26 protein-coding genes, 1 pseudogene and 1 riboswitch are annotated in these 26688 nt (G+C 51.0%); of the genes and pseudogenes, 8 read left to right on the top strand and 19 right to left on the bottom strand.

From position 1 onward, the window contains the following. The first annotated feature begins 268 nt into the window (after positions 1-268). On the top strand, positions 269-1390 hold the full coding sequence (locus tag LC431_RS03610; RefSeq protein ID WP_153374653.1) for a cupin domain-containing protein: 1122 nt from the start codon (positions 269-271) through the stop codon (positions 1388-1390). 80 nt (positions 1391-1470) lie between these two features. Here LC431_RS03610 and phnE (LC431_RS03605) read toward each other — a convergent pair whose 3' ends face one another. The 4 genes from phnE (LC431_RS03605) to phnC all read right to left on the bottom strand — a co-directional run bounded on the left by phnE (LC431_RS03605) (position 1471) and on the right by phnC (position 5255). Then, on the bottom strand, positions 1471-2394 hold the full coding sequence (gene phnE / locus LC431_RS03605; protein ID WP_013576359.1) for a phosphonate ABC transporter, permease protein PhnE: 924 nt from the start codon (positions 2392-2394) through the stop codon (positions 1471-1473). After that, positions 2394-3257 (bottom strand): phosphonate ABC transporter, permease protein PhnE, encoded by an 864-nt coding sequence (gene phnE, locus LC431_RS03600; protein WP_013576360.1) that lies wholly within the window; start codon positions 3255-3257, stop codon positions 2394-2396. The genes phnE (LC431_RS03605) and phnE (LC431_RS03600) overlap by 1 nt, the downstream gene beginning before the upstream one ends. A 160-nt stretch (positions 3258-3417) precedes the next feature. Next, positions 3418-4350, bottom strand: a complete 933-nt coding sequence (gene phnD, locus LC431_RS03595; protein WP_013576361.1) for a phosphonate ABC transporter substrate-binding protein — start codon at positions 4348-4350, stop codon at positions 3418-3420. Between the two features lie 68 nt (positions 4351-4418). Continuing rightward, positions 4419-5255 carry a phosphonate ABC transporter ATP-binding protein gene (gene phnC / locus LC431_RS03590; RefSeq protein WP_223509277.1) on the bottom strand — a complete coding sequence of 279 codons (837 nt, stop codon included), beginning with the start codon at positions 5253-5255 and terminating at the stop codon, positions 4419-4421. A 206-nt stretch (positions 5256-5461) separates the two neighbouring features. On the opposite strand from phnC, the gene dld reads away from it, so the two are divergent. Beyond that, entirely contained in the window at positions 5462-7153 is a 1692-nt protein-coding gene (dld, locus tag LC431_RS03585) for a D-lactate dehydrogenase (RefSeq protein WP_223509275.1), read from the top strand. Positions 7154-7292: 139 nt separating this feature from the next. Here the strand turns inward: dld and LC431_RS03580 are convergent, their stop codons facing one another. Next, entirely contained in the window at positions 7293-7883 is a 591-nt protein-coding gene (locus LC431_RS03580; RefSeq protein ID WP_013576364.1) for a Yip1 family protein, read from the bottom strand. Between the two features lie 177 nt (positions 7884-8060). Continuing rightward, positions 8061-8720, bottom strand: a complete 660-nt coding sequence (locus LC431_RS03575) for a hypothetical protein (RefSeq protein ID WP_223509274.1) — start codon at positions 8718-8720, stop codon at positions 8061-8063. 369 nt (positions 8721-9089) lie between these two features. Between LC431_RS03575 and LC431_RS03570 the strand changes: the two genes are divergently transcribed. Then, positions 9090-9719 carry a hypothetical protein gene (locus tag LC431_RS03570; protein ID WP_013576366.1) on the top strand — a complete coding sequence of 210 codons (630 nt, stop codon included), beginning with the start codon at positions 9090-9092 and terminating at the stop codon, positions 9717-9719. A gap of 261 nt (positions 9720-9980) precedes the next feature. Here LC431_RS03570 and pbpG read toward each other — a convergent pair whose 3' ends face one another. Next, the gene (pbpG, locus tag LC431_RS03565) at positions 9981-10919 is read right to left on the bottom strand and encodes a D-alanyl-D-alanine endopeptidase (protein ID WP_015690223.1); all 939 of its coding nucleotides are present in this window, start codon (positions 10917-10919) and stop codon (positions 9981-9983) included. Positions 10920-11325: 406 nt separating this feature from the next. Here pbpG and LC431_RS03560 point away from each other — a divergent pair, with 406 nt between their 5' ends. After that, positions 11326-12741 carry an AAA family ATPase gene (locus tag LC431_RS03560; protein WP_223509272.1) on the top strand — a complete coding sequence of 472 codons (1416 nt, stop codon included), beginning with the start codon at positions 11326-11328 and terminating at the stop codon, positions 12739-12741. A gap of 2 nt (positions 12742-12743) precedes the next feature. Further along, complete coding sequence (locus LC431_RS03555) at positions 12744-13742, top strand: hypothetical protein (protein ID WP_223509271.1); 999 nt, start codon at positions 12744-12746, stop codon at positions 13740-13742. Positions 13743-13803: 61 nt separating this feature from the next. Here LC431_RS03555 and LC431_RS03550 read toward each other — a convergent pair. The 3 genes and pseudogenes from LC431_RS03550 to LC431_RS03540 all read right to left on the bottom strand — a co-directional run bounded on the left by LC431_RS03550 (position 13804) and on the right by LC431_RS03540 (position 16719). Next, a pseudogene (locus LC431_RS03550) lies at positions 13804-14225 on the bottom strand (VOC family protein). Positions 14226-14285: 60 nt separating this feature from the next. Beyond that, positions 14286-15215 (bottom strand): tRNA dihydrouridine(16) synthase DusC, encoded by a 930-nt coding sequence (gene dusC, locus LC431_RS03545; RefSeq protein WP_223509270.1) that lies wholly within the window; start codon positions 15213-15215, stop codon positions 14286-14288. Positions 15216-15273: 58 nt separating this feature from the next. Next, positions 15274-16719: an MFS transporter gene (locus LC431_RS03540; protein WP_223509269.1), complete on the bottom strand. Its 1446-nt coding sequence runs from the start codon at positions 16717-16719 to the stop codon at positions 15274-15276. Positions 16720-16840: 121 nt separating this feature from the next. Here LC431_RS03540 and LC431_RS03535 point away from each other — a divergent pair, with 121 nt between their 5' ends. Next, complete coding sequence (locus tag LC431_RS03535; RefSeq protein ID WP_013576370.1) at positions 16841-17488, top strand: metalloregulator ArsR/SmtB family transcription factor; 648 nt, start codon at positions 16841-16843, stop codon at positions 17486-17488. Between the two features lie 66 nt (positions 17489-17554). On the opposite strand, the gene rhlE is transcribed toward LC431_RS03535, so the two are convergent. Further along, positions 17555-18967 (bottom strand): ATP-dependent RNA helicase RhlE, encoded by a 1413-nt coding sequence (rhlE, locus tag LC431_RS03530; RefSeq protein ID WP_013576371.1) that lies wholly within the window; start codon positions 18965-18967, stop codon positions 17555-17557. Positions 18968-19344: 377 nt separating this feature from the next. Here rhlE and LC431_RS03525 point away from each other — a divergent pair, with 377 nt between their 5' ends. Continuing rightward, entirely contained in the window at positions 19345-20547 is a 1203-nt protein-coding gene (locus LC431_RS03525; protein ID WP_013576372.1) for a multidrug efflux MFS transporter, read from the top strand. A 210-nt stretch (positions 20548-20757) separates the two neighbouring features. Here the strand turns inward: LC431_RS03525 and LC431_RS03520 are convergent, their stop codons facing one another. The 6 genes from LC431_RS03520 to moaA form a co-directional block, all read right to left on the bottom strand. Then, a complete protein-coding gene (locus LC431_RS03520; RefSeq protein WP_013576373.1) occupies positions 20758-21468 on the bottom strand; it encodes a Bax inhibitor-1/YccA family protein in 711 nt (236 codons plus the stop codon). Between the two features lie 118 nt (positions 21469-21586). Then, entirely contained in the window at positions 21587-22039 is a 453-nt protein-coding gene (gene moaE, locus LC431_RS03515; RefSeq protein WP_166860537.1) for a molybdopterin synthase catalytic subunit MoaE, read from the bottom strand. Position 22040: 1 nt separating this feature from the next. Further along, a complete protein-coding gene (moaD, locus tag LC431_RS03510) occupies positions 22041-22286 on the bottom strand; it encodes a molybdopterin synthase sulfur carrier subunit (RefSeq protein ID WP_013576375.1) in 246 nt (81 codons plus the stop codon). Next, a complete protein-coding gene (gene moaC, locus LC431_RS03505; RefSeq protein WP_013576376.1) occupies positions 22283-22774 on the bottom strand; it encodes a cyclic pyranopterin monophosphate synthase MoaC in 492 nt (163 codons plus the stop codon). The genes moaD and moaC overlap by 4 nt, the downstream gene beginning before the upstream one ends. 2 nt (positions 22775-22776) lie before the next feature. Then, positions 22777-23289 (bottom strand): molybdenum cofactor biosynthesis protein B, encoded by a 513-nt coding sequence (moaB, locus tag LC431_RS03500; protein ID WP_013576377.1) that lies wholly within the window; start codon positions 23287-23289, stop codon positions 22777-22779. A gap of 31 nt (positions 23290-23320) precedes the next feature. Beyond that, entirely contained in the window at positions 23321-24307 is a 987-nt protein-coding gene (moaA, locus tag LC431_RS03495) for a GTP 3',8-cyclase MoaA (protein WP_015690228.1), read from the bottom strand. Beyond that, positions 24297-24453, bottom strand: a riboswitch (molybdenum cofactor riboswitch). Its footprint overlaps the gene before it by 11 nt. 263 nt (positions 24454-24716) lie before the next feature. Between moaA and yvcK the strand changes: the two genes are divergently transcribed. Beyond that, a complete protein-coding gene (gene yvcK / locus LC431_RS03490) occupies positions 24717-25625 on the top strand; it encodes a uridine diphosphate-N-acetylglucosamine-binding protein YvcK (protein WP_153374647.1) in 909 nt (302 codons plus the stop codon). Positions 25626-25689: 64 nt separating this feature from the next. Here the strand turns inward: yvcK and LC431_RS03485 are convergent, their stop codons facing one another. Together LC431_RS03485 and LC431_RS03480 are read right to left on the bottom strand one after the other, a co-directional pair. Then, positions 25690-26214, bottom strand: coding sequence for an isochorismatase family protein (locus LC431_RS03485; protein ID WP_015690230.1), 525 nt, complete (start codon positions 26212-26214; stop codon positions 25690-25692). Positions 26215-26254: 40 nt separating this feature from the next. Then, the gene (locus LC431_RS03480; protein WP_013576381.1) at positions 26255-26623 is read right to left on the bottom strand and encodes a VF530 family DNA-binding protein; all 369 of its coding nucleotides are present in this window, start codon (positions 26621-26623) and stop codon (positions 26255-26257) included. Positions 26624-26688: the final 65 nt, after the last annotated feature.

Here is a 26688-nt window from a genome sequence, read left to right as displayed (position 1 = left end):
TTCTATACCCAAAATAATTCGGGCTGCAGGACAAAAGCTTCAGCTTTTGAACAGCGCTTGCGCTGGCCCTAATAGGGCGAGGCTTGCCGAGTAACGCGGAAAGTGAAGGGATCCCGATGAGCTTACTCAGGTAAGTGATTCGGGTCACTGAACGCAGCCAACGCATCTGCGGTTCGAATTATGATGGGTAGCCTTGATGCATGACAAAGCGCTGTCCTTATTCCCCTCTCTATAATCAGACCCGTTTGTCTTCCCACTGGTAAATCACATGGCTTATGAACTCAATCTGGACTGGCCGGAATTTTTAGAAAAATACTGGCAAAAAAAACCTGTTGTTATCAAAAAAGCGTTCTCAAATTTTGTTGATCCAATCTCTCCAGACGAATTAGCCGGTCTGGCGATGGAGCCGGAAGTGGACAGCCGTCTGGTGAGCCATAAAGATGGTGAATGGCAGGCAAGTAACGGTCCTTTTGAAGATTTCGACGGGCTGGGTGAAACCGGCTGGTCACTGCTGGCACAGGCCGTAAACCACTGGCATTTGCCTGCGGCAGAACTGGTGAAACCTTTTCGCGTATTGCCGGACTGGCGTTTAGACGACCTGATGATTTCGTATTCCGTGCCCGGCGGCGGTGTCGGCCCGCACATCGATCAGTATGACGTGTTTATCATCCAGGGCATGGGCAGCCGCCGCTGGCGCGTGGGCGATGCTCTGCCGATGCGTCAGTTCTGCCCGCACCCGGCGTTACTGCATGTGGATCCGTTCACGCCAATCATTGATGAAGATCTTGAACCCGGCGACATTCTGTATATTCCGCCGGGCTTCCCGCACGACGGCTTTACCCATGAAACCGCCCTCAACTATTCCGTCGGTTTCCGTGGCCCTAACAGCCGCGATTTCATCAGCAGTTTTGCTGACTACGCGCTGGAAAACGATCTGGGCGGCAGCCATTACAGCGATCCGGATCTCACGCTGCGCGACCACGTCGGTAAAGTAGAAGATTACGAGCTGGAACGTGTGCGCCAGATGATGGTTGAGCTGATCAGCCAGCCGGAAGATTTCAAACAATGGTTTGGCCGTTTCGCCACTACGCCGCGCCATGAACTGGATATCGCGCCAGCCGAACCGCCATACGAATCACATGAAATTGCCGATGCACTGATGGAGGGCGAAAGCCTGGTGCGCCTGAGCGGTCTTCGGGTTCTCAACGTCGGCGAACGTTTCTTTGTTAACAGCGAGCCGCTGGAAACATCGCAACATGCCGCCGCCGATGCGCTGTGCCGCTATACGCTGATCAGTAAAACAGAGCTGGGTGCTGCGTTGCAGGATCCTGAATTTGTCGCTCTGTTAACAGATCTGGTGAATCAGGGTTACTGGTATTTCGACGAGTAAACTCCCGGCGATTCAATAACAGCAAAGGCGGCATCCATCCCGGATGCCGCCTTCTTTTATTCTGTTTCGACCGTTAACATTTACGAGCGATAAAGCTCAACCGGCGGCTTCATTTTCCGTTCTTCCGGTGCGAATAAACTAATCTCTTCGCCCAGGATATATTTGGCGCGCAGCATCGCGGAAATCTTGTCCATAATCATTACGATAGCCACTAAAATCAGTGTGATAAACATCACCACATCCCAGTTCCACAGACGCATATTTTCCGCATACACCAGACCGATCCCGCCCGCGCCAACAAAACCAAGAACAGCGGCTGAACGGGTATTGGATTCAATCTGATACAGCGACAACGCAAGGAATGTCGGGAAGGATTGAGTGAAAATCCCGAAGCGGTGCGTTTGTAGCGGGGAAGCCCCCAGCGCCCGCAGGCCGCGGCTCGGCGAACGATCTACCGCCTCATGCCCTTCCGCATAAAGCTTGCCCAGCAAGCCTAAATCCTGCATCACGATCGCCAGCACACCGGCCAGCGGCCCCATGCCGACAGCACGAACGAAAATCAGCCCCCAGATCGCCATATCCAGCCCGCGTAAAACATCCAGAAGACGGCGGATGACCATGGAAACGGGTCTGAGAACCGGCGTCGACATCACATTACGCGCCGCAAGGAATGAAAGGGGCAATGCGAGGAAAGACGCGGTGATGGTTCCGGAAAACACAATCGCCAGCGTGATAGCTATTTGCGAAAAATAATACATAAACGGCCATTCGGAAACGTTATGCCAGACAAACATCCGCAGGAAATAACGTCCTACTTCGCGGGTGCCGCGCACCACTTCGCTCCATGGAATACCGAAATAACTGAAGAAATAGACGTAGTACAGCGTAATCACGACAGCCAGTATCGCGAGGTAGCGCAGATAGCGGCGCTGCGCGGCAAACAGATGCCCGTGCTTCTGCTTCAGGCTGCTGACCACATGAGGTTCGAGCGCATCAGTTAACATCAGAAAGTGCCCTCCACAACGCGTTTGCGCAATTTACCGGAAAGAAAATCCATCGCCGACACCACCAGAATAATCAGCAGTAAGGTCATGCTGACCTGGTCATATCGGTCCAGTTTGATTGAGGTCATCAGTTCCTGCCCGATACCACCGGCCCCGACCAGCCCGAGGATAGTCGACTGGCGGAAGTTAATTTCGAGGCGCATAAAGCTGTAGGATAAGAATATCGGTTTCACCTGCGGCCACATGGCGAAACGCATGCGCTGCAAACGCCCCGCGCCGCAGGCTCTGAGTCCGCGCACCGGTTTATCCGATGCGGTTTCAATGGATTCGTAGAACAATTTGGTCAGACTGCCGGCAGTGTGTAACGTCAGGGCGATAAAGCCCGGAATGGCACCGACGCCAAACGCCATCACACACATTACCGCCCAGGCCAGTTCCGGCATGGTGCGCAGGAAAGCGACAAAGGTACGGATGCTGAATTTCACCCATTTAGGCGAATCCGTATTGCTGGCGGCGAGAAAAGCCAGCACGACTGCCAGCGCCGTCGACAATATCGTTGAGGACAACGCCAGCTGAATAGTTTCCCAAATCAGCGGCAGCTGAATATTGAGACGGTATCCCCAATACGCCAGTGAACCTTCGGTATGACCGTCAGCAAATAACAATGACCAGTGTAATACCGGCACCGTCTGACCAATATAATCAAAGAAGCTCGGCGCGGAGACAATAATCGTTTTTAAATTAAGTTCGGAAACATTGCCTGACCACAGATATAACAACAACATCAGCCCTGACCAGATCAGCGCTTCCCGCTTTTGTTTACCGCGTATCTGCTGGTAATAACGATTGAAGTCTTTGTTCAAAATAATATTTCCGATTTGCGATAATCATTATTCCTCCCCCTGCGAAGGGGGAGGTCAGGAGGGGGTATTAAAAAAACAATAATGGTAAAAGCTTTCGCTTCCTGAGTTGCCATTAATACCCCACCCCAACCCTCCCCTTCGCAGGGGAGGGAGTTACGGGTTAGCGACCGCCTTTGGTCAGTTCACGCTTCATATCAATAATCTGCTGATATTCAGCCAGGGACGTTTCGCCGATATGCTGTTTGCCGCCCACCGCTTTTACGAAACAAGCGTGGTCATCTTTATCCAGTTTCTTAATGGCAGAAACCAGCTTAGCTTTAAATGCCGGTGGCAAATCGCTGCGCACTAAAATCGGACCATTAGGAATTAATGGCGATTCCCAGATAATGCGGATTTTCTTCATCAGATCCGGATGGTCCATGCGGATCATGCGGTTGAATGCACCGGAGGTATAACCGGTTTCGCGGTCGCCGATCATTGAAGTCCAGGTGACTGCGCCTTCGAACTGGCCGTTCAGCACGCCAAGAATATCCTGCTCATGGCCGCCGGAGAAGGTCACGCTGGAGAAGAAGTTGTTGTATTTGTTATCCGTCGTGCCGCCAAATTCTTTCTTGAATGTCTGGTTCGGGATCAGGTAACCCGAAGTAGAATCCGGGTCAGCGAAACCGAATGATTTGCCTTTCAGGTCAGATAATTTCTGGTACGGGCTGTCGGCTTTCACGACAACCACGGAGTGATAACCCCGGGATTTATCCGTATCGTCAATGACAATGCCGACCAGATCCACCGCTTTCGGATTATTAATATAAACCGAAGCAAAAGATGACGGGGACATGCTTAATACCATATCCACTTTCTTACCTAATAACCCCTGAATAACACCTGAATAATCGGATGAATTACGCAGTTTGGTATCCACATTTAATTCTTTATCGAAGAAATCTTTTACACACTGATTATCGCCGATTTGCTGGGTGGCATTCTGGCCACCCAGAATACCTAAGTTTAATTCTTTAGGAGCATCTTCTGCCATGCTGTGCATTGCAGTAAAAGAACCTGCTACGAAGACTGCCAGACGTAATAACTTCTTCATGTAATGATGACCTTGTGTAGATTGAGAGAAAGTAGAAATAAGCACTGCAAAATAAATAACGTTATTGTTTAACTGTTTATCGCTTCGTGTTCTTCACCGTATAACTGATGCAAAATGCCTTCAGTTAACTGGTCCGGATGGCCGTCGAAAATAATCTGCCCTTTCGCGATGCCGATAACGCGGGTGCAATAATCTTTCACCAACTCGACCGAGTGCAGGTTGACCATCACGGCGATATTCTCTTCGCTGACTTTTTTCAGCGCATTCATGATGCGCAGGGTATTTTTCGGATCCAGTGACGCCACCGGTTCATCGGCCAGCAGAATTTTCGGGTTCTGCATCAGCGCGCGACAAATCGCCACACGCTGCATCTGGCCGCCGGAAAGGTTTTCGGCACGCTGCAATGCATGCGGCAGCATGTGCAACCATTCAAGCAAAGAGATGGCGCGGGCGCGGTCTTCGTCATCGAACTGGTTAAAGAATGATTTGAACGTTGAGGTGTGGCTGAGACGCCCCAGTAACACATTTGTCAGGACATCCAGACGAGGCACCAGGCAGAAATCCTGAAAAATCATGCCACAGCCTGAACGCCAGCGACGCAATGCTTTGCCGGTAAGCCCGGCCAGCTCCTGCTGTTCACCATTTTCGTAATGACATACCACACTGCCATCCGTGAGCGGGATCGTACCGTTGAGCACATGCAGCAGGGTGGATTTACCCGCGCCAGAACGGCCAATTACCGCCACGAACTCACCGGCGTGGAGATCAAAACTGATGTCATTCAGGACACGCTGACCCGATTTATAGGATTTCACCAGACCTTTGACGTCCAGAACTTTGTTCAGATGCTGTGGCCCGGTCTGAGGATATTCAGCCTGTGCCAGCTTAAGTTGAGCTTGCGCCATGATGCTGTCTCTCGGTTGCTTTCGTTATCTGGCGTTCATTAAGCGCGAGTTTTATGACACATCAATGACGATTTAATGGACAGCGCATGACAAAAATGCAACAGATTAAGTGGAATTACCTAACCCATATCCCGAATGACGTTTAACTTAACAAGTATCATTTAAGTCTATGATTAGATGGCATCCCATCAAAAAAGGAAGATGAAATGGATAATCAGTCACTCATCGCCACGCTGAAAGAGATTGCCGGCAGCCGCCACGTTTTAACCGGCGACAGCAACACCGAACGCTACCGCAAAGGGTTTCGCTCCGGTGGCGGTAAAGCGCTGGCGGTCGTATTTCCACAAACGCTGCTGCAACAGTGGCAACTGCTCAAAACCTGCATCGCCGCCGACAAGATTGTCATTATGCAGGCCGCCAATACCGGGCTGACCGAAGGTTCGACGCCCAGCGGCGACGACTATGACCGCGACATTGTTATTTTCAGCACCCTGAAACTGGACACGATCCAGTTACTCGACGGCGGTCATCAGGTGATCGGCTTTCCCGGCAGCACCCTGTATAAGCTGGAAAAAATCCTCAAGCCCTACAACCGCGAACCGCATTCAGTGATTGGCTCGTCCTGCATCGGCGCATCGGTGGTCGGCGGGATCTGTAATAATTCTGGCGGATCGCTGGTGAAACGCGGCCCGGCGTATACCGAAATGGCGCTCTATGCACAAATCGATGCACAAGGCGAATTGCGGCTGATTAACCATCTGGGCATTAATCTTGGTGAAACGCCGGAAGAAATCCTGACACGTCTGGAAAAAGGCGATTATCTGGAAACCGATATCCAGCATGATCAGCGTCTGGCGTCGGATCACGATTATGCCTCACGTGTCCGCGAAGTGGATGCGGATACGCCGTCGCGTTTCAACGCGGATGAGCGACGTTTATTTGAAGCTTCAGGTTGTGCGGGCAAGCTGGCGGTTTTCGCCGTGCGGCTCGATACGTTTCCGGCAGAAACGCAGCAGCAGGTTTTCTATATCGGCACCAATGACACGGCGGTGCTGACAGAATTACGCCGCCAGATCCTGCGTGACTTCGCTAACCTTCCGGTGGCAGGGGAATACATGCACCGGGATATTTTCGATATCACCGAAGTCTATGGCAAAGACACTTTCCTGATGATCGACAAACTTGGCACCGACAAAATGCCGGACATGTTTACTGCCAAAGGAAAGTTCGATGCACACGCCAGTAAGGTCCCTTTCCTGCCCAAACATTTCAGCGACCGCGTGATGCAGTGTCTGAGCAAAGCCCTGCCGAATCATCTGCCACCGCGTATGAAGCAGTATCGTGACCGGTTTGAACATCACTTACTGCTGAAAATGTCCGGCCCCGGTATTGACGAAGCCCGAACCTTTTTGACACGTTTCTTTAGTGAGGGTCAGGGTGATTTCTTTATCTGTTCCGCCGACGAAGGCAAGAAAGCCTTCCTGCATCGCTTTGCCGCCGCCGGTGCCGCCGTGCGGTATCACGCGGTACATGAAAACGAAGTGGAAGATATTCTGGCGCTGGATATCGCACTGCGCCGCAATGACCGCGACTGGTTCGAGACATTGCCGGAAGATATCGACAATCAACTGGTAGCAAAACTGTATTACGGCCATTTCATGTGCCACGTTTTCCATCAGGATTACATCGTCAAAAAAGGCGCAAACAGCAAGGCGCTGAAACACAGGATGTTAGAACTGCTCGACGCCAAAGGCGCGGAATATCCCGCCGAACATAACGTCGGCCATTTGTATCTGGCAAAACCACATTTGAAAGAATTCTACCGGCAGGCAGACCCGACCAACAGCTTCAATCCGGGTATCGGGAAAACCAGTAAGATGAAGAACTGGCAGGAATAATGTCCTTCAAAAGAGGAATGGCGTAGTCGGCGCAGGCAGTTTGTTCCCAGACAGCGCGGAGGACCCGGAGCGTACATAAAGTACGTGAGGAGTCCGAGCACTGCCCGGGGGCAAAATGGCAAGTAAGATAGCCATTAAGTTAAAATAACTGTGTTCCGTAACCCCACATAATTACCGTCAGAGCCAGAAGCAGCTCTAATACCAGAACGCCCATTGCCAGTGTTGAACTGGAGAACAGGAACCCTTCGCGACGGTCGATATTGAGGAAGTTAGGAATGCCGAGATACAACAGGTATCCGCTGTAACACAGGCCGATCAGCCCGACAAACAGGCATAACCAGACCATCGGATACAGGGCTACGACCCCGCTGAGGAACATGGGTGTGGCCACGTAGCCGGCAAAGACGATACAGTTGTTGAGTGTCGGGCGGCTGTCATAGCGACGCGCCATTCCGTAGATAATCCGCCCCATCAGTGCGACAGCAGCGAGCATCAGAACATAGAAAATGACGGCGATATAAGACGCGGTAAACATGGAAACCATCAGCTTCTCGCCATCACCGAAGTTCCAGCCAAGTTGTGTTGTTCCGATGAAAGAACAGACAACCGGGATGAGCGCCATTAAAAGAACATGGTGGGAATACACATGTGAAACGGTTTCCCGCTCACGCTGGATTTGTTGCAATTCGGGACCCGGATTGGATATCAGTCCCCAGACATGATTAGCCATGAAACACCCCCTTGTACGCCGAAAGCCGCCAGCAGCGCGCAGTGATAAACCTTCGGGATTGCCCGTCAGACAAGGGCATAAAGAAGGTGGCGACCTGTCTATATTATAGTCGCTCTTGCCAGCTTTGCTGATACGGCCAATTCAGCGTAATGGGAGATCAACCGTATCAGGTCGCCGTTAGTGAATATAGCGTGCAGCCGTAAACGTCACGCCAACCAGTACCAGCATCATGCTGACAATCCATCGGGTCTGTTTAATCATGAGATCGTAAAACATTGCCTGCATTGCACTCAGTGAAGCTTCAATCTTCACAAAGCGTTCATCTACTTTTTCAAAGCGCCAGTCGATCTTCTCAAATCGTTGATCTATTTTGTCAAAGCGCTCATCTACACGATCGAACTGTTTATCGACCTGTTGAAACTGTTTATCTACCTGTTCAAACTGTTTATCTATCCTCACCAGATGATCGTCAATTCTCAGCAGGTGCCCGTCGATGCGCGCGATGCTCTGTTCGGTTTTCCCGACACGACCCCCGATATCTGTCACCGCTTCAGTGAGCGTGACCATCTGGTGCTCCAGTTTGCCGACACGGAGATTCGTCTCCGTGATCACTACCGTTAGCTGACTGACCTGCTGTTCCACCTTCCCTACCCGCAGATTCAGCCCGGCAATTTCCTCACCATTTTTGATGCCCTGCTTTTCAATATTGTTGATCTGGTTTTGCATGAGCTTTTCCATGAGCGATTTTCCTTTGTAATCTTCCGGCCAGGCAGGCGCGCCTGGAAAATAGAGCATCCTGTTGATCGGCGATAGATCCCGTCTGCTGAGCTGAAACATAGTTGTTGTCCCTCACATGAGCTTTCCCTGTTTAGAAATCCTTAATCTGGCCACAGTTTGCACTGGATAAATAACCACCTCAAATCAATTTCCTTCTCGACAAATACGCGATTGCTTATGTATCTATATATGATTGAGTTGCATTGCTTTAATGAATAAATATCAATGAAAATAACCTGTTACGGGGATCGTTAACAGGTCAAACTTAAGGAATTACGGACGCCCGCGGGTTATGGAAATCATAGCGTGCACCGGGGAAACCGGGCATTTTCCAGCCCGCATTAACTCATCAGTTTTTACAGGTAAAAAAGTCTGCGGTACGGTTAAAAAATCATTAACGTAGAGGCAGACACTTATCAGGAGAATTACATGCGCATTACCTGCTTACATACGGCCGACAGCAATATTGCGGTTTTCGAAAATACAGCTCACGAACTTGGGCTGGATCAGCATAAGTTTGTGCATGTTTCGCGGCCCGATTTACTGGCTGCAGCCGAAAAGGCGGGCGGGCTGACTGCAGAAATTCGTCAGCAAACGGCGGATGTGCTGCTGGCATTGAGTGAAAATGCCGATCGCGTTTTACTGACCTGTTCGACGCTGGGTTCTGCCGCGACGCTTGCCAGTGAAAGTGCCGCGGTGCCGGTGTTGCGTGTCGATCAGACGCTGGCGGAACAGGCCATGAAAACAGCGGGCAGTGTGGTCGCACTCTGTGCGGTCGAAACGACCCTGGAGCCGACGCGGCAGTTGTTCGCGCAGGTGGAAAAACATCCGCAGGCGCAGTTTGAAATCCATCTGGTGGCAGGCGCATGGGAAAAGTTTAAGCAGGGGGATCTGGCCGGATATTTACAGGCTATCGCAGCGGCGGCTGATGTGGAATACAGGCGAGGCGCGGCCTGCGTGGTGCTGGCTCAGGCTTCGATGACCGGTGCGGCACAACTGACCCAAATGGGCAAACCGCTTACCAGCCCGGAATGTGGTCTGCGCGCGGCACTGGCCTGAAATTAGCAAGCACACAGCAAAAATGCAGGCAGAAGCTATACTGATAAGGAATATCATTGGCTTAGCCGGATGGCCGATGACGACTGAAGGTTATGTTAAGGAGAAAACATGAAAATTATTCTGTGGATCATCGCCATCATCTTTATCGTCGGCTTACTGACCCTGACAGGGGTGTTTAAACTGATTTTCTGACCACGTTGTCTGTCCCTGCAAAACAAAAAGTCCGGCATCTGGCCGGACTTTTTCATTTCAATCATCTGCTCAATCATCCGCCTCTTCGACGGAAGGCTGCGTTTTCTGCTGCTCTTTCTGCTTACGGTAGTTTTTGGCAATCTGTGGAACAGGCACTGCTTTGCCGGTTTCCATCCAGGTGCGCAGGCGGTTGGCATCGGCAAAGGCCGTAAATTTCCCGAAGGCATCCATCACGACCAGCGTAACGGGCTTGCCGTTAATGGTGGTACGCATCGCCAGGCAATGGCCGGCTTCATCGGTGTAACCGGTTTTGGTCAGCTGGATATTCCACGACGGGTTCATAATCAGATGGTTGGTATTACGGAACGGCAATGCATACGCCGGATGGCTGAAGACAGCCGTTTTTTCAGCAGTCGTACTTAGCTGACCGATCAGCGGATAGCGCTGTGAAGCCAGCAGCAGCCGTGTTAAATCACGCGCGGTGGAGACGTTGCGCGGCGACAAACCGGTCGGTTCAGCATAATGCGTATGGGTCATGCCCAGCGATTTCGCCTTCGCATTCATAGCATTGATAAATGCAGAATAACCGCCCGGATAATGTGCCGCGAGACTGGCCGCAGCCCGGTTTTCTGAGGACATCAGCGCCAGTTGGATCATCTGACGACGGGTAATTTCACTGTTCAGTTTCACGCGGGAGAACACGCCACGCATTTCGGGTGTATTACTGATATCGATATTGATCACTTCGTCGAGTGGCAGATTCGCATCAAGCGTCACCATCGCGGTCATCAGTTTGGTCAGGGAGGCAATCGGCCTCACCTCATCCGGATTTCGGGAATAAATCACTTCGTGGCTTTTCAGATCCACCACCATGGCACTGCCGGAAGCAATTTGAACGATCGGGGCGACGGCCGGCTCATGCTTTGCAGCGGTGGCGGCAGGGGCAGACAACATGCCTGTATTTAAGGCTAATAAGCTCAGAACCAAAAGACGGATTTTCACATGCATTGCTCTGTATTTAGAAAGTTGTCATTAAGATATGTCGTAACAGCGGGCGGAATTATAAGTGAGGCGAAAAGTCTTAGCACCCGCAATTTTCAATTCTATTTGTCACAAAGTCTGTCACCACCACCCACAGACCGTGGAATGGCGAGTAAGTGAACACTTGCCTTGCTCATTCAATGTTGGTTTATAGTTCCAAAAAGGCTTTTCGATAGCAAGGAAATTGTCACTTATAGCAACCATATTGCACTTATCAAACACCATGTTTTTTTAGGATGCAGTCGCTCTTTTATGTGTATTTCTTCGAATCATATCTATGCATAAAACTAAAATGTAAATTACAAAAAACCGTCAATTCATTTGATATGAATAAATTTAGAGTTTAAAATGATAAAAAAATGAGGAACTATAAATGCTAATAAATTATAAAATTGAGAATTTCAAGTCTTTTGGAACTGCACAATCATTAAGATTAGCACCAATAACTTTAATTTGTGGTCCAAATTCATCGGGTAAGAGTTCAATAATTCAATCATTATTACTGCTAAAGCAAACATCTGAATCAGATAGCCTAGTAGGTTCATTATCCTCTCAGGGAGGACTAATTAACTTAGGGGATTATGAATCTTTTATTTTCAAACACGATATACAACGTGAGTTAAAATTAGAGATATCATATACAAAGAAACAGATTCTTAGTGAAATGAAAATACTAGGAAGCCAGCATGATAGAATTGTTAGCTTTGGATACGCCAATGCCATATTGAATGAAAAAAAGTCTGTAACCTTCTTAAAGGAATATTCTTTCCTTGCGGAACATAAAAATGAAAACCATTTAGATTTTAGACTTAAAAATATTCACACACAGGACTCTGCCAAAAGACTAACCTCGGAAGAAAGTTTATCAAAGTATATATTCCTCAACGATGAATCAAGGGATTTGTTTATATCTTTTTTAACAAGAAGAATAAAAAACAGATCATCGTTAAATACTAAAGCAAACGATAAAATACTTAATATGTTTTTAAATAAAGAAATAGAGAATATCAACAGTAATGATTTTATTATTTCTAGAAACAATTTCCTACCATCTAAACTTACAGCTGATGCAGGATTAAATACCGGAGCAATAGCCAATAGCCTCGCTGAAGATGTTAAGGAAAAGTTAAAGTCAATATTATACCTTGGTCCTTTAAGATGTTATCCGTCTCGCTTTTATACTGCTACTGAAAACAAGGAAAAATCAGTGGGTAAGGACGGACAGGATACTGTAAAAATGATTCACGATGCTGGTCATTTAACAGTTGATGAAATTAACAATTGGTTTGAACTATTTGAAGTTCCCTATAAGATAAAAATTGGTGATATTGGTAATAAAACTACTGGGAAAGTTTTATATATGCAACTTCAAGACTTGCGTACTAATGTTATTGTTGCTGCTTCAGATGTAGGGTTCGGAATTGGGCAGTTACTCCCAATAATTGTTGAAGGATTAGTTGGTAGCGATAAAACTATTTGCGTTGAACAGCCAGAAATTCATTTACATCCAAAACTACAAGGTCATCTTGGTGATTATTTCATAAAATCATTTACCGAAAAAAATAACCAATGGATTATTGAAACACATAGTGAGGCTTTAATCCTAAGGCTTCAACGTAGAATTAAAGAAGGTAAACTCAGTCATAAAGATATTTGTGTTGTATATGTAGATCCAACTAGCCAAGGTGCAGAGGTTAGCGAACTAAGACTTGATGCGGATGGCGATTTTATTGATGAATGGCCTAATGGATTTTTTGAAGATAGATTCAACGATGTTTTTGGATTGTGATTATGAAAACAAGATTCTACTTTGACGAAGAGACTTTTTTATCAAATAACTTTTGCTCAGACGGCGCATTTGCTGCCCATGACAATCTAATGCAAGAATGGAATAATTATGGAGTGTTAGTAATACCTCCCAATAGAAGTATTGAAGATTATTATAATGCAATAAATCAAATCCCTCCAAAATTCAGAAAAAGATGGCAAGAAGCATTCGTGAAATTTCACAAAAGCAGCACGGGGAAAAATATTAACTACATCAGCACTTATAAAAGCATTGATGCTTTGGAAGGTGTATCTGAAGATGTAGAAACATTTTTAATACCATACGAACTATCAGGAAATATAGGTTTAAATGAATTTGGTGTTTGCATGCATACCTCCCAAAAATTCGAAGTTATTGAATCCTCATCGATTCTTTCATCTTTCTTTTTCAAAAGAAGCAAATTAGCATCTCAGAAAAACATCTCTAATACAGATACAGCTGATATAATTTGGAATGAAAGGATGAGGAATTTATCTAAGAATGAAAAAAAAATCATTATTTCTGATCGATATTTTTTAGAAAATGTAATGAAGGATGTAACACACACCAAGAAAAATGACAATATTTTATTCAACCTCATTAAGTTGATATCTCAGGACAATGAACTGCATAGTTTAAAAATCTACACTTCTGGTGGTGATAAAAATAGTGACTTGCATATGTTTATTGAAAACTATCTTAGAGAATATTTGAAAAAAAAATCGATGTTTTCTGAGAAACTATCTCTTTTCGAATTATTTTCAGTAGACGAGAAAGTTTTCAAAAATGATGGTCATGACCGATACATTAGATTTGGAAATTATGTATGTGAGGTTGGTTTAGGCATGGAGATATTTAGGACAAATAATTTCAGATCAACTACATTCAATATTAAAGATATATCCTTTACGTATAACAAAGAATTAGAAAAAGAGATGAATAAAAATAGAAAATGGACGTATTCCACTGAATTAAAAATATAAAAGGTGTTGTGAAATATCTCCCACCACCTTTTATAAGCCCCAAAGAGTTGCATTTAACCACTTATATAGTGTGGGTATTTTCAATAGTCAGGTTAATTATTTCCTGCCCGTAAGATAATTCCAGCGTATTGCCGTCCGGGTCATCAAGAAATGCCCAGTAGCCCACCGGCGCGCCGGAATCTGTCGGCTCCTGACGTAAAACGGCTGCGGCGCGCGCCTCAGTAAGTTTGGCATCCATCGCTTCTTTTGATGCACAGGCGACGCCGAGATGGCAGAAAGGACCGAGTTTGGTATCGGTGTTTTCAGGGTCTTCGGAGAGAACGATGGCGAAATGGCGGGTCATGTCGCTCAGCCAAGCGGACGGGCAGTGCTGCCCTTTTCTCCGCGACGATGAATGACTTTCATGTCGGCGAATTGTTGATAAAACGCGATGCTGGTATCCAAGTCTTTAACAGCGAATGCAATGTGGGTCAGCCCCGATATCTCTGTTTTCCATGATGCTTCTCCATTTTTTAAGTGTTATCGCGTGGAGACATCATGGCATCACCGGTTGATGCGTTCGGCAATTTCCTTCGACGTCTTCAGCACGCGCACTTCAGTAAATAACTCAGTCGCCTCTTCGTACTCTTTACGCAAATAGCTCAGCCACTGTTTAATACGCGCCACGTGATACAAACCGGTATCGCCCTGCTTTTCCAGACGGGTGTATTTCTGTAATAACGTCATCACGTCCGGCCACGGCATACGCGGTTCGTTATATTTCACCACGCGGCTGAGATTCGGGATATTCAGCGCACCGCGTCCGAGCATCACTGCGTCGCAACCGGTGGTTTGCATACAGGCCTGTCCGCTGGCGTAATCCCAGATTTCGCCGTTGGCGATCACCGGAATGGTCAGCCGCTGGCGGATTTCAGCAATCGCCTGCCAGTTAATGCGCTCGGGTTTATAACCGTCTTCTTTGGTGCGTCCGTGAACCGTCAGTTCGGTGGCACCGGCCTGTTGTACCGCATCGGCAATTTCAATACTGCGCGCAAGGGAATCCCAGCCGAGACGCACTTTGACCGTCACCGGCAAGTGCGCGGGAACAGCGGCGCGCATGGCCTTCGCGCCCTGATAAATCAGTTCCGGATCTTTAAGCAGTGTCGCCCCGCCGCCACTGCCGTTCACCAGCTTTGACGGACAACCGCAATTGAGATCGACACCGTAAGATCCCAGTTCCACGGCGCGGGCAGCATTTTCAGCCAGCCACTGCGGATACTGACCGAGCAACTGCACGCGCACTAACGTGCCCGAAGACGTGCGGCTGGCATGATGTAATTCAGGACACAAGCGATAGAAGGATTTAGCGGGAAGCAGCTGATCCACCACGCGCAAAAACTCGGTGATGCACAAATCGTAGTCGTTTACTTCTGTGAGAAGTTCACGAACCAGAGGATCAAGCACACCTTCCATCGGAGCCAGTAATACGCGCATCGCAGTTCAACCCTTAAAAATGACGCGCAAGATTACCGCAAGGCCCGCCGCCGGGCAATTACCCCTGAGACAAATCGCCGCTTAATGAGGTTTTCGCCCTGCCCTGCAAGCGTCTGACTCTGACGGAGCGCCAGGCAATCCACACCGCCAGAAGCGCAGGCACAGCAAACAGCAGGAACATCCAGAATGCCGCGCTGGCTGCACCGCTATCCCCCTTATCAACGCCTGCAAAGTTAGCCACCGTTCCGGCTAACGCCGCGCCAAGCGCCGCCGCAAAAGATTGCACCACGGTTATCGACGCACCGGCTTTTTCGCGATCCTCTTCCGGTGCCTGTTGCAGAACGCGGGTCAGCAAATGCGGCCAGCCGAGGCCAATCCCAAAACCGGCCAGCGTCAGCCCGAGCACCACGCCACTGATATTCAGCCACGGCAGACCGAAAGCGACCGGCACGGTGAACAACAGTAAAAGCAAACCGGCAGCCAGGATCAGTGGCCCGCAGATAATCGCGCCATCCGCGCGACGGCCTGTCCAGCCGGAACTGGCCACTTCACTTAATGTCCAGCCCGCGGCCGCCGCGGCAGTGATGTATCCGGCAGCCAGCGGGGTCTGACCGTGTAAATGTTGCAGCAGATACGGCACAAACAGTTCGCAACCGAGGCCGATAATCAACAACGTCATCACCAGATACAGGCCATAGAGCGGTGAGGAACGGCGTAAAGCGTTGCGCGGCAGCAGTCTGACATCCGCCGTAAATTCGCGGTGGCGCAAGATTAAAATCATCACCACCGCGACCACGAAACCGAGCAAGTTAATCAGCCCTGATGAAGACAGGCTGCCCGCCGATACCACTAACACTGCGCCGGTCAGCAAGGCCAGTTGCATCAGCGGCAGCGGTTCGTCCGGCTGCCGGTCGTGCCGGGATTTTGGCAAAATCCGCCAGACCCACACCCCGAACAGCGACGTCACCGGCAACAGCAAACCAAACGCCCAGCGCCATGCATGCAGTTCGGCGAAGATACCCCCTACCCCCGGGCCGACCAGCGTCGCAATGCCCCACATCGCCGAAATCAGCGCCATGGCGCGCGGCCAGAGAGATTCTTTAAACAGGAGGTTGATCATCGCGTAGGAGAGTGCGAACAGGAATCCGCCCCCCAGCCCCTGCAGCGCCCGTCCGAGCAGCAGCACCGGCATATTCGGCGCGGCGGTACAAATGGCGGCACCGGCAATAAAAATAGCGGTCGCCATCAGATAGCTGCCACGCGGCCCGGCGGTGCGCATCAACCGTGCAGAAAGTGCTGAGCCGAGAATCGAACACACAACGTACAGCGTAGTGTTCCAGGCATACCACGCCAGCCCGCCGATATCCTGCACAACGGAGGGTAAAATCGTGATGACGATGTAGCTGTTAGTCGCATAAAGCGCGACACCTGCGCTCAGGGTAATGGCACTGCCCCGGTTTTCGGCGCTGAATAAATCCGCCCATCCGTTATGACTTCCCGACATTTTCTCTGCATCCCTTTGGTTTGTACTGTCCACGCATTGAAGCGTGCTGTGGTTATGATATGATTAAAACAAGAAATAACTTGGAATATTTTTTACGTAATCTAGAACCCGTCGAGGCAATATGTCAAGCAATGACCTGGAAAATAAAAATGACGTACGGCAAAGCGTCGCAGAGCGTTTACTGATGCTGCTGAAAACCCACGGGCAACTTCAGGCCAGCGATGCCGGCCATCTGCTGGGTACCACAGGTGAAGCCGCGCGCCAGCAGTTTGTGAAGCTGGCGAAGGAAGGACTGGTGGAAGCCAAATCTGTCTCACAGGGTGTCGGACGCCCGGCGCAGTTCTGGCAACTGACCGCCGCCGGTCATGCGCGATTTCCCGATGCCCACGCTGACCTCACCGTACAACTTTTGCAACTGATCCGCACCTCTCTGGGGGATTCGGCGCTGGATCAGCTCATCACCTCGCGGGAAAAAATCACGCAGGAACACTACCGCCAGGCGATGCTCGGGGCGGTGTCGATGGAAGACAAATTGCAAAGGCTGACGGATATCCGTACCCGTGAAGGCTATATGGCGGACTGGAAAATGCAGGAGGATGGCAGTTATCTGTTTGTCGAAAATCACTGCCCGATTTGCGCTGCCGCAGCCACCTGTCAGGGATTTTGCCGTGCGGAACGCGATGTATTCAGCGATGTGCTGAACGCCAGTGTCGAACGCACCGAACATATTTTGCAGGGTGCACGCCGTTGTGCGTACGTGATTCGTTAGATTACCCGCGAAAAAAAACCGCCTTCAGTGAAGGCGGTTTGATTGCATTACAGGGGATCCGGAAACTTATTTGTTGCCGCTGCCTGCATTGCCGGTGCGACGCTGGCCTGCATGGGCAGGACGCGAACGTGCCGGACGGTTCTCAGCTGAACCACGGTTTTCTGAACCCCGGTTTTCAGACGTACCGCTGCGCTGACCGTTACCGCCCTGACGCGGAGCGCCTGAACGTGGAGCACCCGTACGCGGTGCGCCAGGACGCTGGCCCTGACGTGGCGCGCCACGACCACCACCACCGCCGCTGCCCTGACGACCATTGATGATCGGCTCAGCTTTGATGCTCGGATCGGGCTCGTAACCTTCCAGTGCGATGCGAGGAATTTCACGTTTCAGCAGACGCTCGATATCACGCAGCAGTTTGTGTTCGTCCACACACACCAGAGAAATCGCTTCACCGGTGGCTTCCGCACGACCGGTACGGCCGATACGGTGAACGTAATCTTCCGGTACGTTTGGCAGCTCATAGTTGACCACGTGCGGCAACATATCGATATCCAGGCCACGCGCAGCGATGTCTGTTGCCACCAGAACACGGACAGAACCGGCTTTAAAATCAGCCAGTGCACGGGTACGTGCGCCCTGACTTTTGTTGCCGTGAATAGCAGCAGCCGTGATGCCATCTTTATTGAGTTGTTCGGCTAAATGGTTTGCACCATGTTTTGTCCGGTTGAACACCAGCACCTGTTTCCAGTCGCCTTCACCGATCATCTGCGACAGCAATTCTCTTTTGCGTTTCTTATCAACAAAATGAACGCTTTGTTCAATTTGCGCAGAAGCGGTGTTACGACGCGCGACTTCGACAGAGGCCGGGTTGGTCAGCAACTTACTCGCCAGACCTTTGATCTCATCAGAGAACGTCGCGGAGAACAGCAGGTTCTGACGCTTGGCAGGCAGTTTTGCCAGCAGGCGACGGATATCGTGAATGAAGCCCATGTCCAGCATGCGGTCGGCTTCGTCCAGCACCAGAATTTCAACCTGAGATAAATCAACAGCACGCTGATGTTCCAGATCCAGCAAACGACCCGGCGTTGCGATCAGCACATCCACACCACCGCGCAGTTTCATCATCTGCGGGTTGATGCTCACACCACCAAATACCACCAGAGAACGCAGGGTGAGGTATTTGCTGTAGGCCTGTACGTTTTCACCAATCTGCGCCGCCAGCTCACGGGTTGGGGTCAGGATCAGCGCACGAACCGGGCGACGTCCTTTGAATTGCGCGTTGGTATGGCTGAGCATATTGAGCAGCGGCAAGGTAAAACCAGCGGTTTTACCGGTACCGGTCTGCGCACTCGCCATCAGGTCACGGCCTTCCAGCACGACAGGAATAGCCTGACGCTGAATAGGCGTAGGTTCGCGATAGCCCTGTTCTTCAACAGCACGCAAAATTTCGGCACTTAAGCCGAGGGAATCAAATGACATATAAGGAAAAGCTCCAGTCCACTCTAACCCGAACGGGGTTCGGTGCAGTTTCAAGAGTGGATGATCAGACGAGGCAAATGAGGCATTACCACGAGGATTCGGCACAAACTGCAGTGCGCCAGTTGGGGCGATAGTAGCACAAAACGCCGCTCTGCGTGAAGTTATCTCCTTCTGGCCTGTAACTGATGGTTACAGCCGCAGATTCTGGTAACAGTTTCAGGCCGCATAATCTGCCGCGATAATCCGAAACTTTGACACAGGATAATCAATTATAAACCTGATGAATGGGTTCCCACTTTTTGCGTCCCACTTCACAGATTTGATTGCTATGCTTCTTTTCTCTCACTCCTCTGTCCATAAGGCTACATCGCTGCAACATGGAAACCTGGAAAGTAAATTTAATCTCCGTCTGGCTGGGTTGTTTTTTTACCGGCATGGCGATGAGTCAGATCCTGCCTTTTTTACCCCTTTATATCGAACAACTTGGCGTAACGTCTCATGAATCCCTGAGCCTGTGGTCAGGGCTGGTATTCAGCGGCACGTTCCTGGTTTCCGCCATCGTTGCGCCGTTGTGGGGCAGTCTGGCTGACCGCAAAGGCCGCAAACTGATGTTGCTGCGCGCCGCGCTGGGGATGGCGATTGTCATGATGTTGCAAGGGTTCGCCACCAACGTCTGGCAGCTTTTCATTCTGCGCACACTAATGGGCCTGACGTCCGGGTATATTCCCAACGCGATGGCGCTGGTCGCCTCGCAGGTCCCGCGCGATAAAAGTGGCTGGGCGCTCGGCACGCTGTCTACCGGTCAGGTATCCGGCGTGATTATCGGCCCGCTGCTCGGCGGCTTTATGGCTGACCATCTCGGCCTGCGCACGGTGTTTTTCGTCACCAGCGGCATGCTGTTTATCAGCTTTCTGATCACATTATTTTTGATTAAAGAACGCGTGGTGCCGGTCACCAAAGCCAACCGTCTGAGCGGCAAAGCCGTATTTACTACGCTGCCCTACCCGTGGCTGATTGTCAGCCTGTTCGTCACCACCATGATGATTCAGCTCGCCAACGGTTCCATCAGCCCGATCCTGACGCTATTTATCCGCGAACTGTCATCGGATACCAGCAATATCGCCTTTATCAGTGGTGTGATTGCCGCCGTGCCGGGCGTTTCCGCGCTGATGGCCGCCCCGAAACTTGGCAAGCTCGGCGACCGCATTGGCGCGCATCGCATTCTGATTGCCGCGCTGGTTTTTTGCTTCATTCTGTTTTGCCTGATGGCACTGATTAATACGCCGACCCAGCTCGGGATCCTGCGTTTCATGCTCGGTTTCGGCGATGGCGCGCTGATGCCTGCGGTACAGGCGTTGCTGGTGAAATACAGCAGTGATCAGGTCACCGGCCGGATATTCGGTTACAACCAGTCTTTTATGTATCTCGGGAATGTGGTCGGGCCGCTGATTGGCTCAAGTGCCTCGGCACTGCTTGGCTTCCGCTGGGTGTTTATCGTCACGGCGATACTGGTGCTGTTCAATACGGTGCAGGTTTGGTGGAGTTTTCGGCAGGTGCCGACGGGGCGGGTCAGGTTTTGATTTGCTCCTCCCCCTGCGAAGGGGGAGGCCGGGAGGGGGTTTTAAGGGCTGACACCATTATCCCTGCACACTTCAGCTTTCATTTTTTGATCTTAATACCCCACCCCAACCCTCCCCTTCGCAAGGGAGGGAGCTAATAAACCTAACCTGTCAGCATAAAAAAAGGGACACTTCTCAGTGCCCCTTTCTCATATTTGAAATCAAAAAACCTTACCGGCGGTTGCCGAAGATCCGCAACAACATCAGGAACAGGTTGATGAAATCGAGATACAAGGTCAGTGCGCCAACAATCGAGTATTTACGAAAGTTATCGCGGTCATCCGCTGACAACTGCGCACCCATATTTTTCAGCTTCTGCGTGTCATACGCCGTCAGACCGACGAAGATCAGCACACCGGCGTACGAAATGATGTTCGCGAGGCCGGAGCTTTTCAGCCACATGTTCACCAGTGATGCCAGCACCAGACCAATCAGCGCCATGAACAACATGCTGCCGATCCCGGTCAGGTCGCGCTTGGTCACGTAACCGTAGACACTCATTGCGCCGAACATACCGGCAGCGACGATGAACGTTCCGAAGATTGAATCGCCGGTGTAGACCAGAAAAATGCTGGAAAGCGTCAGACCGGTCAGTGCGGAATACAGCATAAACAGGCCGGTGGCGACCGTGCCGCTCAGGCGGTTCACCATGCCTGAAATCACGAACACCAGCGCCAGTTGCGCGATGATCAAGCCGAAGAAAGTAATCTGGCTGGAGAAAACAAAGCTCATGATTTTTTCAGAGCCGGAAGCGTACCAGGCCACAAATGCGGTCAGCAGCAAACCACAGAACATCCAGCCATACACTTGCGCCATGTACGCCTGAATGCCGGTATTCGCGCGTTCAACAATTGAACCGTTACTGCGTGGATATCGATCCATGATGATTACCCTTTTGCATGGAGGATGAAAAATGAGGCCAAAACAGCCTCCCGATTTGTAAAGCGTATCACAGATAGAGAGAAAAGCATGGGAGGTCTGCGTGTGGTTGAGGCGCTATTTACCAGCGCGCCGCCGCCTGTTTATCACTGTCGCGGGCATCGACCCAGCGATCACCCTCTTCTGTGGCTTCACGCTTCCAGAACGGCGCGCGGGTTTTCAGATGATCCATAATGAATTCATTGGCTTCAAAAGCCATGCCGCGATGTGCGCTGGTCACGCCGACAAACACAATTTCATCGCCCGGATACATGGGTCCGACGCGGTGATAAACTGAGACACGTTGCAGCGGCCAGCGGGTACGGGCTTCAGCAACAATCTCTGCCAGCGCTTTTTCGGTCATGCCCGGATAATGTTCCAGCGTTAAGGCGCTGACATGATTACCCAGATTATGATTACGCACTTTGCCGGTAAACGTGACCACAGCACCGTCAGCGTCCGATTGCGCCAGCCAGTTGTACTCATCACCCACGCTGAATGGCGCGGCATCAACAACAATTTTCGTCTGATCCATCTCAGCCCCCGGTGACCGGCGGGAAGAACGCCACTTCATCGCCCGCACGCAGCGGATGCGCCATCGTGGTCAGCGTCTGGTTAACCGCCACCAGTAATTTCCCGGATTCCAGCGCCAGTGCCCAGCGGTCGCCGCGTCCGGTGAGCGAAGCGCGCAGCTCTTCCACCGTGGCGAAATCAGCAGGGAGTTGCAGACCGGAGGTGCCGGTCAGTTCGCGTACCTGCGCGAAGAACAGAATGTCGATCATACTTCCACCTTACCTTCCGCCTTAAAATCTCCTGATTTACCGCCGCTTTTCTCCAGCAGGCGGATCGGGCCAATCACCATATCTTTTTGCACGGCTTTGCACATGTCGTAGATAGTGAGTGCCGCCACAGAAGCCGCCGTCAGCGCTTCCATTTCCACGCCGGTTTTACCGCTCAGACGGCAGCGGGATTCGATGCGCACACGGTTATGTTCCGGCTGTGCTTGCAGATTCACTTCCACTTTGGTCAGCAGCAGCGGATGACACAGTGGGATCAGATCCCAGGTTTTCTTCGCCGCCTGAATGCCAGCGATACGCGCCGTAGCAAACACATCACCTTTATGGTGATTGCCGTTGATGATCATCGCAAGCGTGTCAGCGGCCATTTCAACAAAAGCTTCGGCGCGGGCCTCGCGGACCGTTTCGGCTTTACCGGAAACATCCACCATGTGAGCGTCGCCGGACGCATTAATATGGGTCAGTTCAGACATACTTATTTCTTCAAATGTGGAGTGAAATTGCACGGCCCCTGACGGGCATCGAGCTGCGCTTCAATAATGTTGTCCCAGGCAGTCTGGCAGGCGCGGGTTGAACCGGGCATGGCGAAAATCACCGTCTGGTTGGCGATGCCGCCGATGGCGCGCGACTGAATCGTCGAGGTGCCGATATCTTCAAACGACACCATGCGAAACAGCTCGCCAAAACCTTCGATTTCACGGTCAAACAAAGGCTTCAGCGCTTCCGGCGTATTGTTGCCCGCGTTAAAACCCGTGCCACCGTTGACCAAAATCGCCTGAATCTTTTCATCCGCAATCCACGCAGATACAACAGCGCGGATGCTGTAAATGTTCTCTTTGACAATTTGCTGCGCGACGACATGATGGCCGCCTTCGGTCACCGCTTCTTTCAGGTAATGCCCGGACGTGTCTTCAGCGTCGGTTCGGCGGTCAGAAACCGTCATGATCGCGACAGATAAAGGCAAGAACTCTTTACTGGCTTTGCTCATCAGTTTGCTCCTTAAACGATCAGTACCGGATTTAACCGCCGATAAACGACAGATTCTGGGTAATTCCGGTATTGCCTTCATGCAGGAAGTGGGTTTGTTTTTTACGGCTGAGGCCGCCCTGAATGCGGTCCATCAAATCGTCCTGTTGCATGTCGTCGGCTAATAAATCCCGTAACGGAATGCCTTGCTCGCCGAACAGACACAAATGCAGATTGCCGAGGGCAGACACACGCAGCCGGTTGCAACTGGCGCAGAAGTCTTTTTCGTACGGCATGATCAGACCGATTTCACCCAGATAATCCGGATGACTGAAGACTTGCGCGGGGCCATCGCTGCGTGAGCGAAGTTGTAACTGCCAGCCCTGACGCACCAGTTGTTCGCGCAGCACCTCACCGGAAACGTGGTGTTTGCGGAACAAGTCGCCGCCGTCGCCGGTTTCCATCAGTTCAATGAAACGCAGCTGGATCGGACGGGTTTTTATCCAGTCGAGGAAGGTATTCAGGCTGGCGTGATTGACATCGCGCATCAGCACGGTATTGACTTTCACCTTGCTGAAACCGGCGTCAAAGGCCGCATCTATACCCGCCATAACGTCGCGGAATTTATCCTGACCGGTGATGGCGTGAAACTGGCGGGCGTCGAGACTGTCGACGCTGACGTTGATGTTGGTCAGACCGGCATCGCGCCATTTATCGATATCACGCGCCATGCGATAACCGTTAGTGGTCACCGCGAGGGTTTTGATGGAAGGATTTTCGCGCACTGCGGCAATGATCTCGCAGAAATCGCGGCGCAGCGACGGCTCTCCACCGGTCAGGCGCACTTTTTCCGTTCCCAGACTGGCGAACGCGCGGCTGACCCGACGGATTTCATCGAGCGAGAGAAAGCTTTTATTGCTGTGTCCGTGCGGCTTGTAGCCATCCGGCAGACAATAGGTGCAACGAAAATTGCACACATCTGTGATCGAAAGCCGCAAGTAATAAAACTTGCGGGCAAAAGCATCAGTAAGTTGAAGCACCTTAACACCTTTCCAGATACGGGAGATGCGGGCATTTCTGCCATGCACCCTGGTGACTTTCGTCACGGCCAGGGCTCCATATTGTTTCTGTGGGAACGACGTCAGAAAGGCAACTTAGGAACCAGGGCTAGGAGTTGATTCATGCCGTCCGTAGCGGATCGAGAATGAATACGGGGGTAACGGGGGATATTCTAACGCCGCAAAGTCCTGAACGCCAAGATGGTTTTTCGTTATGTATTTTGATACATAACGATTTTTTACGACAAAAGGCTGCATTTTCAACGCTGAAACTGCCCGGTTTTTAATGTCCTGAGAGTGGCGTGAAGGGATAACATCTTGTTGCAAAATTAGGTAAAATCCGCCGCAGAAAACGATGTAAACCCGCCGCTCCCCATTTGAAAGGAAAACCATGCGCAACCGAACATTAGCAGACCTCGACCGGGTGGTGGCATTAGGCGGAGGTCACGGGCTGGGCCGTGTGATGTCTTCACTCTCGCTGCTGGGTCCGCGCCTGACCGGCATTGTGACGACCACCGATAACGGCGGTTCGACTGGCCGTATCCGCCGTTCCGTTGGCGGCATTGCCTGGGGTGATATGCGCAATTGCCTGAATCAGCTGATCACCGAACCGAGTCTGGCGTCGGCGATGTTCGAATACCGTTTCAGCGGCCAGGGCGAGCTGGATGGCCATAATCTTGGCAATCTGATGCTGCGCGCGCTGGATCATCTCACCGTGCGCCCGCTCGAAGCGATCAATCTGGTACGAAGCCTGCTGAAAGTCGACGCAGAACTGATCCCGATGTCAGAACAGCCGGTCGATCTGGCGGCCATTGATGCCAATGGTGAACACGTCCACGGCGAAGTCAACGTCGATAAACTGGCACAAATTCCGCGCGAACTGCGGCTGGAACCCCAGGTGCCGGCCACGCGCGAAGCGTTACAGGCCATTGCTGAGGCAAATCTGATCCTGATCGGGCCGGGGAGTTTCTTTACCAGCCTGATGCCGTTGTTACTGATGAATGATCTGACAACCGCGCTGCGCCGCAGCCGGGCGCATATCGTGTATATCGGAAATCTGGGGAAGGAACTGAGTGTCGCCGCCGCGTCGCTGACGCTGGACGACAAACTGGATATGATCGAGAAACGCATCGGCCGCCGCGCCGATGCCGCGATTGTCGGGCCGAAAGTCAAAATCGGCGGAAGCGCCACTGAACATCTGATTATTCAAAGCCCGCTCGAAGCCAGTGATGTGCCCTATCGTCATGACCGCGACATGTTACGCATGGCGATTGAAGAGGCGCTGCAAAAAATGATCTGATTGGTAAACATCAGAGATAAGAAAGGCCGCGCGATGCGGCCTTTTTTGCGTCCGAAAACTGAATTTACTGCCAGTCAGCCAGGATTTCCGCAGTGGTTTTTACCGTTACCGGATTTCCCGGCACAGATAACTCACGCCACACTTCATTATGCTGCCCGATCAGTTGCTGCGCCGTCGCGTGTGTGCGATCGCCGGTAGTGTGCGCATCTGACGCAACCGTCACGGCATAGCCTTTGCTGGCAGCGATTTTGATGGTGGTGTCTACGCAATAATCCGTTGCACAACCGCAAAGGGTAAAACGGGTCGCATTCAGTTCCTGCAGAACGTTATCGAGTGAAGTGCGGTAGAAGGAATCACAGGCGGTTTTAGTCACAGAAATCGCGCCTTCCGGCTGATGCAATTCCGGTAATATCTGCCAGAATTCGCTGCCTTCGGTCATTTCACCTTCAGCGTGCTGAATGAAAATAACCCGCCCTGCCCGGTCAATCAGCTGATTAATGCGCTCAGCCCGTCCGCTGCGGTCATAACGCGGGGAAGCGAACACCCCGTTTTGCATATCCACCACGATAAGAACATGTTGCTCTGACACGATCCTTCCCCTCAAATGAACAGAATGAAATGCGCCTAAATTACTTTTTCACCAGCGGATGGTTATTCCACGGGCTGTCGGCAGCCGGTTTGGCGGTGCTGACTTTTGGCTTTTGCGGAGCCTGTGCTGAGAGCGGTGTGCGGCGCTTGCTGCGGGTCATATCCGGGCGCAGATGACCTTCAATGAAATCCAGATACAGCGTTTCCACTTCCTTACGCGCCCACGGCGTGCGGCGCAGAAATTTCAGGCTGGATTTCACACTCGGGTCGCTTTTGAAGCAGTTGATATTCACCTGTGAGGCCAGCGCCGGCCAGCCAAAGTTATCCACCAGCGTTGTCAGCAGTTTTTCCAGCGTGACGCCGTGCAGCGGATCTTTCGCTGCGCCAGGGTTTTGTGGTGTATCAGTCATTGGCTCGCTCTTCGTTAAAATGTCTGGGTCATGATTTTTAAGCCGCGCAGTCTACCACCCTTCTC

The sequence above is a fragment of the Rahnella sp. GSA61A genome (assembly GCF_019969905.1).
Taxonomy (GTDB): Bacteria; Pseudomonadota; Gammaproteobacteria; order Enterobacterales; family Enterobacteriaceae; genus Rahnella; species Rahnella aceris.
This window is presented reverse-complemented; position numbering and strand designations above follow the sequence as displayed.

Bases quoted from the DNA above. Each gene is read 5' to 3' on its own strand.
- LC431_RS03610 (WP_153374653.1), top strand. From the start codon at position 269: ATGGCTTATGAACTCAATCTGGACTGGCCGGAATTTTTAGAAAAATAC.
- phnE (WP_013576359.1), bottom strand. From the start codon at position 2,394: ATGTTAACTGATGCGCTCGAACCTCATGTGGTCAGCAGCCTGAAGCAG.
- phnD (WP_013576361.1), bottom strand. From the start codon at position 4,350: ATGAAGAAGTTATTACGTCTGGCAGTCTTCGTAGCAGGTTCTTTTACT.
- phnC (WP_223509277.1), bottom strand. From the start codon at position 5,255: ATGGCGCAAGCTCAACTTAAGCTGGCACAGGCTGAATATCCTCAGACC.
- dld (WP_223509275.1), top strand. From the start codon at position 5,462: ATGGATAATCAGTCACTCATCGCCACGCTGAAAGAGATTGCCGGCAGC.
- LC431_RS03580 (WP_013576364.1), bottom strand. From the start codon at position 7,883: ATGGCTAATCATGTCTGGGGACTGATATCCAATCCGGGTCCCGAATTG.
- LC431_RS03575 (WP_223509274.1), bottom strand. From the start codon at position 8,720: ATGTTTCAGCTCAGCAGACGGGATCTATCGCCGATCAACAGGATGCTC.
- LC431_RS03570 (WP_013576366.1), top strand. From the start codon at position 9,090: ATGCGCATTACCTGCTTACATACGGCCGACAGCAATATTGCGGTTTTC.
- pbpG (WP_015690223.1), bottom strand. From the start codon at position 10,919: ATGCATGTGAAAATCCGTCTTTTGGTTCTGAGCTTATTAGCCTTAAAT.
- LC431_RS03560 (WP_223509272.1), top strand. From the start codon at position 11,326: ATGCTAATAAATTATAAAATTGAGAATTTCAAGTCTTTTGGAACTGCA.
- LC431_RS03555 (WP_223509271.1), top strand. From the start codon at position 12,744: ATGAAAACAAGATTCTACTTTGACGAAGAGACTTTTTTATCAAATAAC.
- dusC (WP_223509270.1), bottom strand. From the start codon at position 15,215: ATGCGCGTATTACTGGCTCCGATGGAAGGTGTGCTTGATCCTCTGGTT.
- LC431_RS03540 (WP_223509269.1), bottom strand. From the start codon at position 16,719: ATGTCGGGAAGTCATAACGGATGGGCGGATTTATTCAGCGCCGAAAAC.
- LC431_RS03535 (WP_013576370.1), top strand. From the start codon at position 16,841: ATGTCAAGCAATGACCTGGAAAATAAAAATGACGTACGGCAAAGCGTC.
- rhlE (WP_013576371.1), bottom strand. From the start codon at position 18,967: ATGTCATTTGATTCCCTCGGCTTAAGTGCCGAAATTTTGCGTGCTGTT.
- LC431_RS03525 (WP_013576372.1), top strand. From the start codon at position 19,345: ATGGAAACCTGGAAAGTAAATTTAATCTCCGTCTGGCTGGGTTGTTTT.
- LC431_RS03520 (WP_013576373.1), bottom strand. From the start codon at position 21,468: ATGGATCGATATCCACGCAGTAACGGTTCAATTGTTGAACGCGCGAAT.
- moaE (WP_166860537.1), bottom strand. From the start codon at position 22,039: ATGGATCAGACGAAAATTGTTGTTGATGCCGCGCCATTCAGCGTGGGT.
- moaD (WP_013576375.1), bottom strand. From the start codon at position 22,286: ATGATCGACATTCTGTTCTTCGCGCAGGTACGCGAACTGACCGGCACC.
- moaC (WP_013576376.1), bottom strand. From the start codon at position 22,774: ATGTCTGAACTGACCCATATTAATGCGTCCGGCGACGCTCACATGGTG.
- moaB (WP_013576377.1), bottom strand. From the start codon at position 23,289: ATGAGCAAAGCCAGTAAAGAGTTCTTGCCTTTATCTGTCGCGATCATG.
- yvcK (WP_153374647.1), top strand. From the start codon at position 24,717: ATGCGCAACCGAACATTAGCAGACCTCGACCGGGTGGTGGCATTAGGC.
- LC431_RS03480 (WP_013576381.1), bottom strand. From the start codon at position 26,623: ATGACTGATACACCACAAAACCCTGGCGCAGCGAAAGATCCGCTGCAC.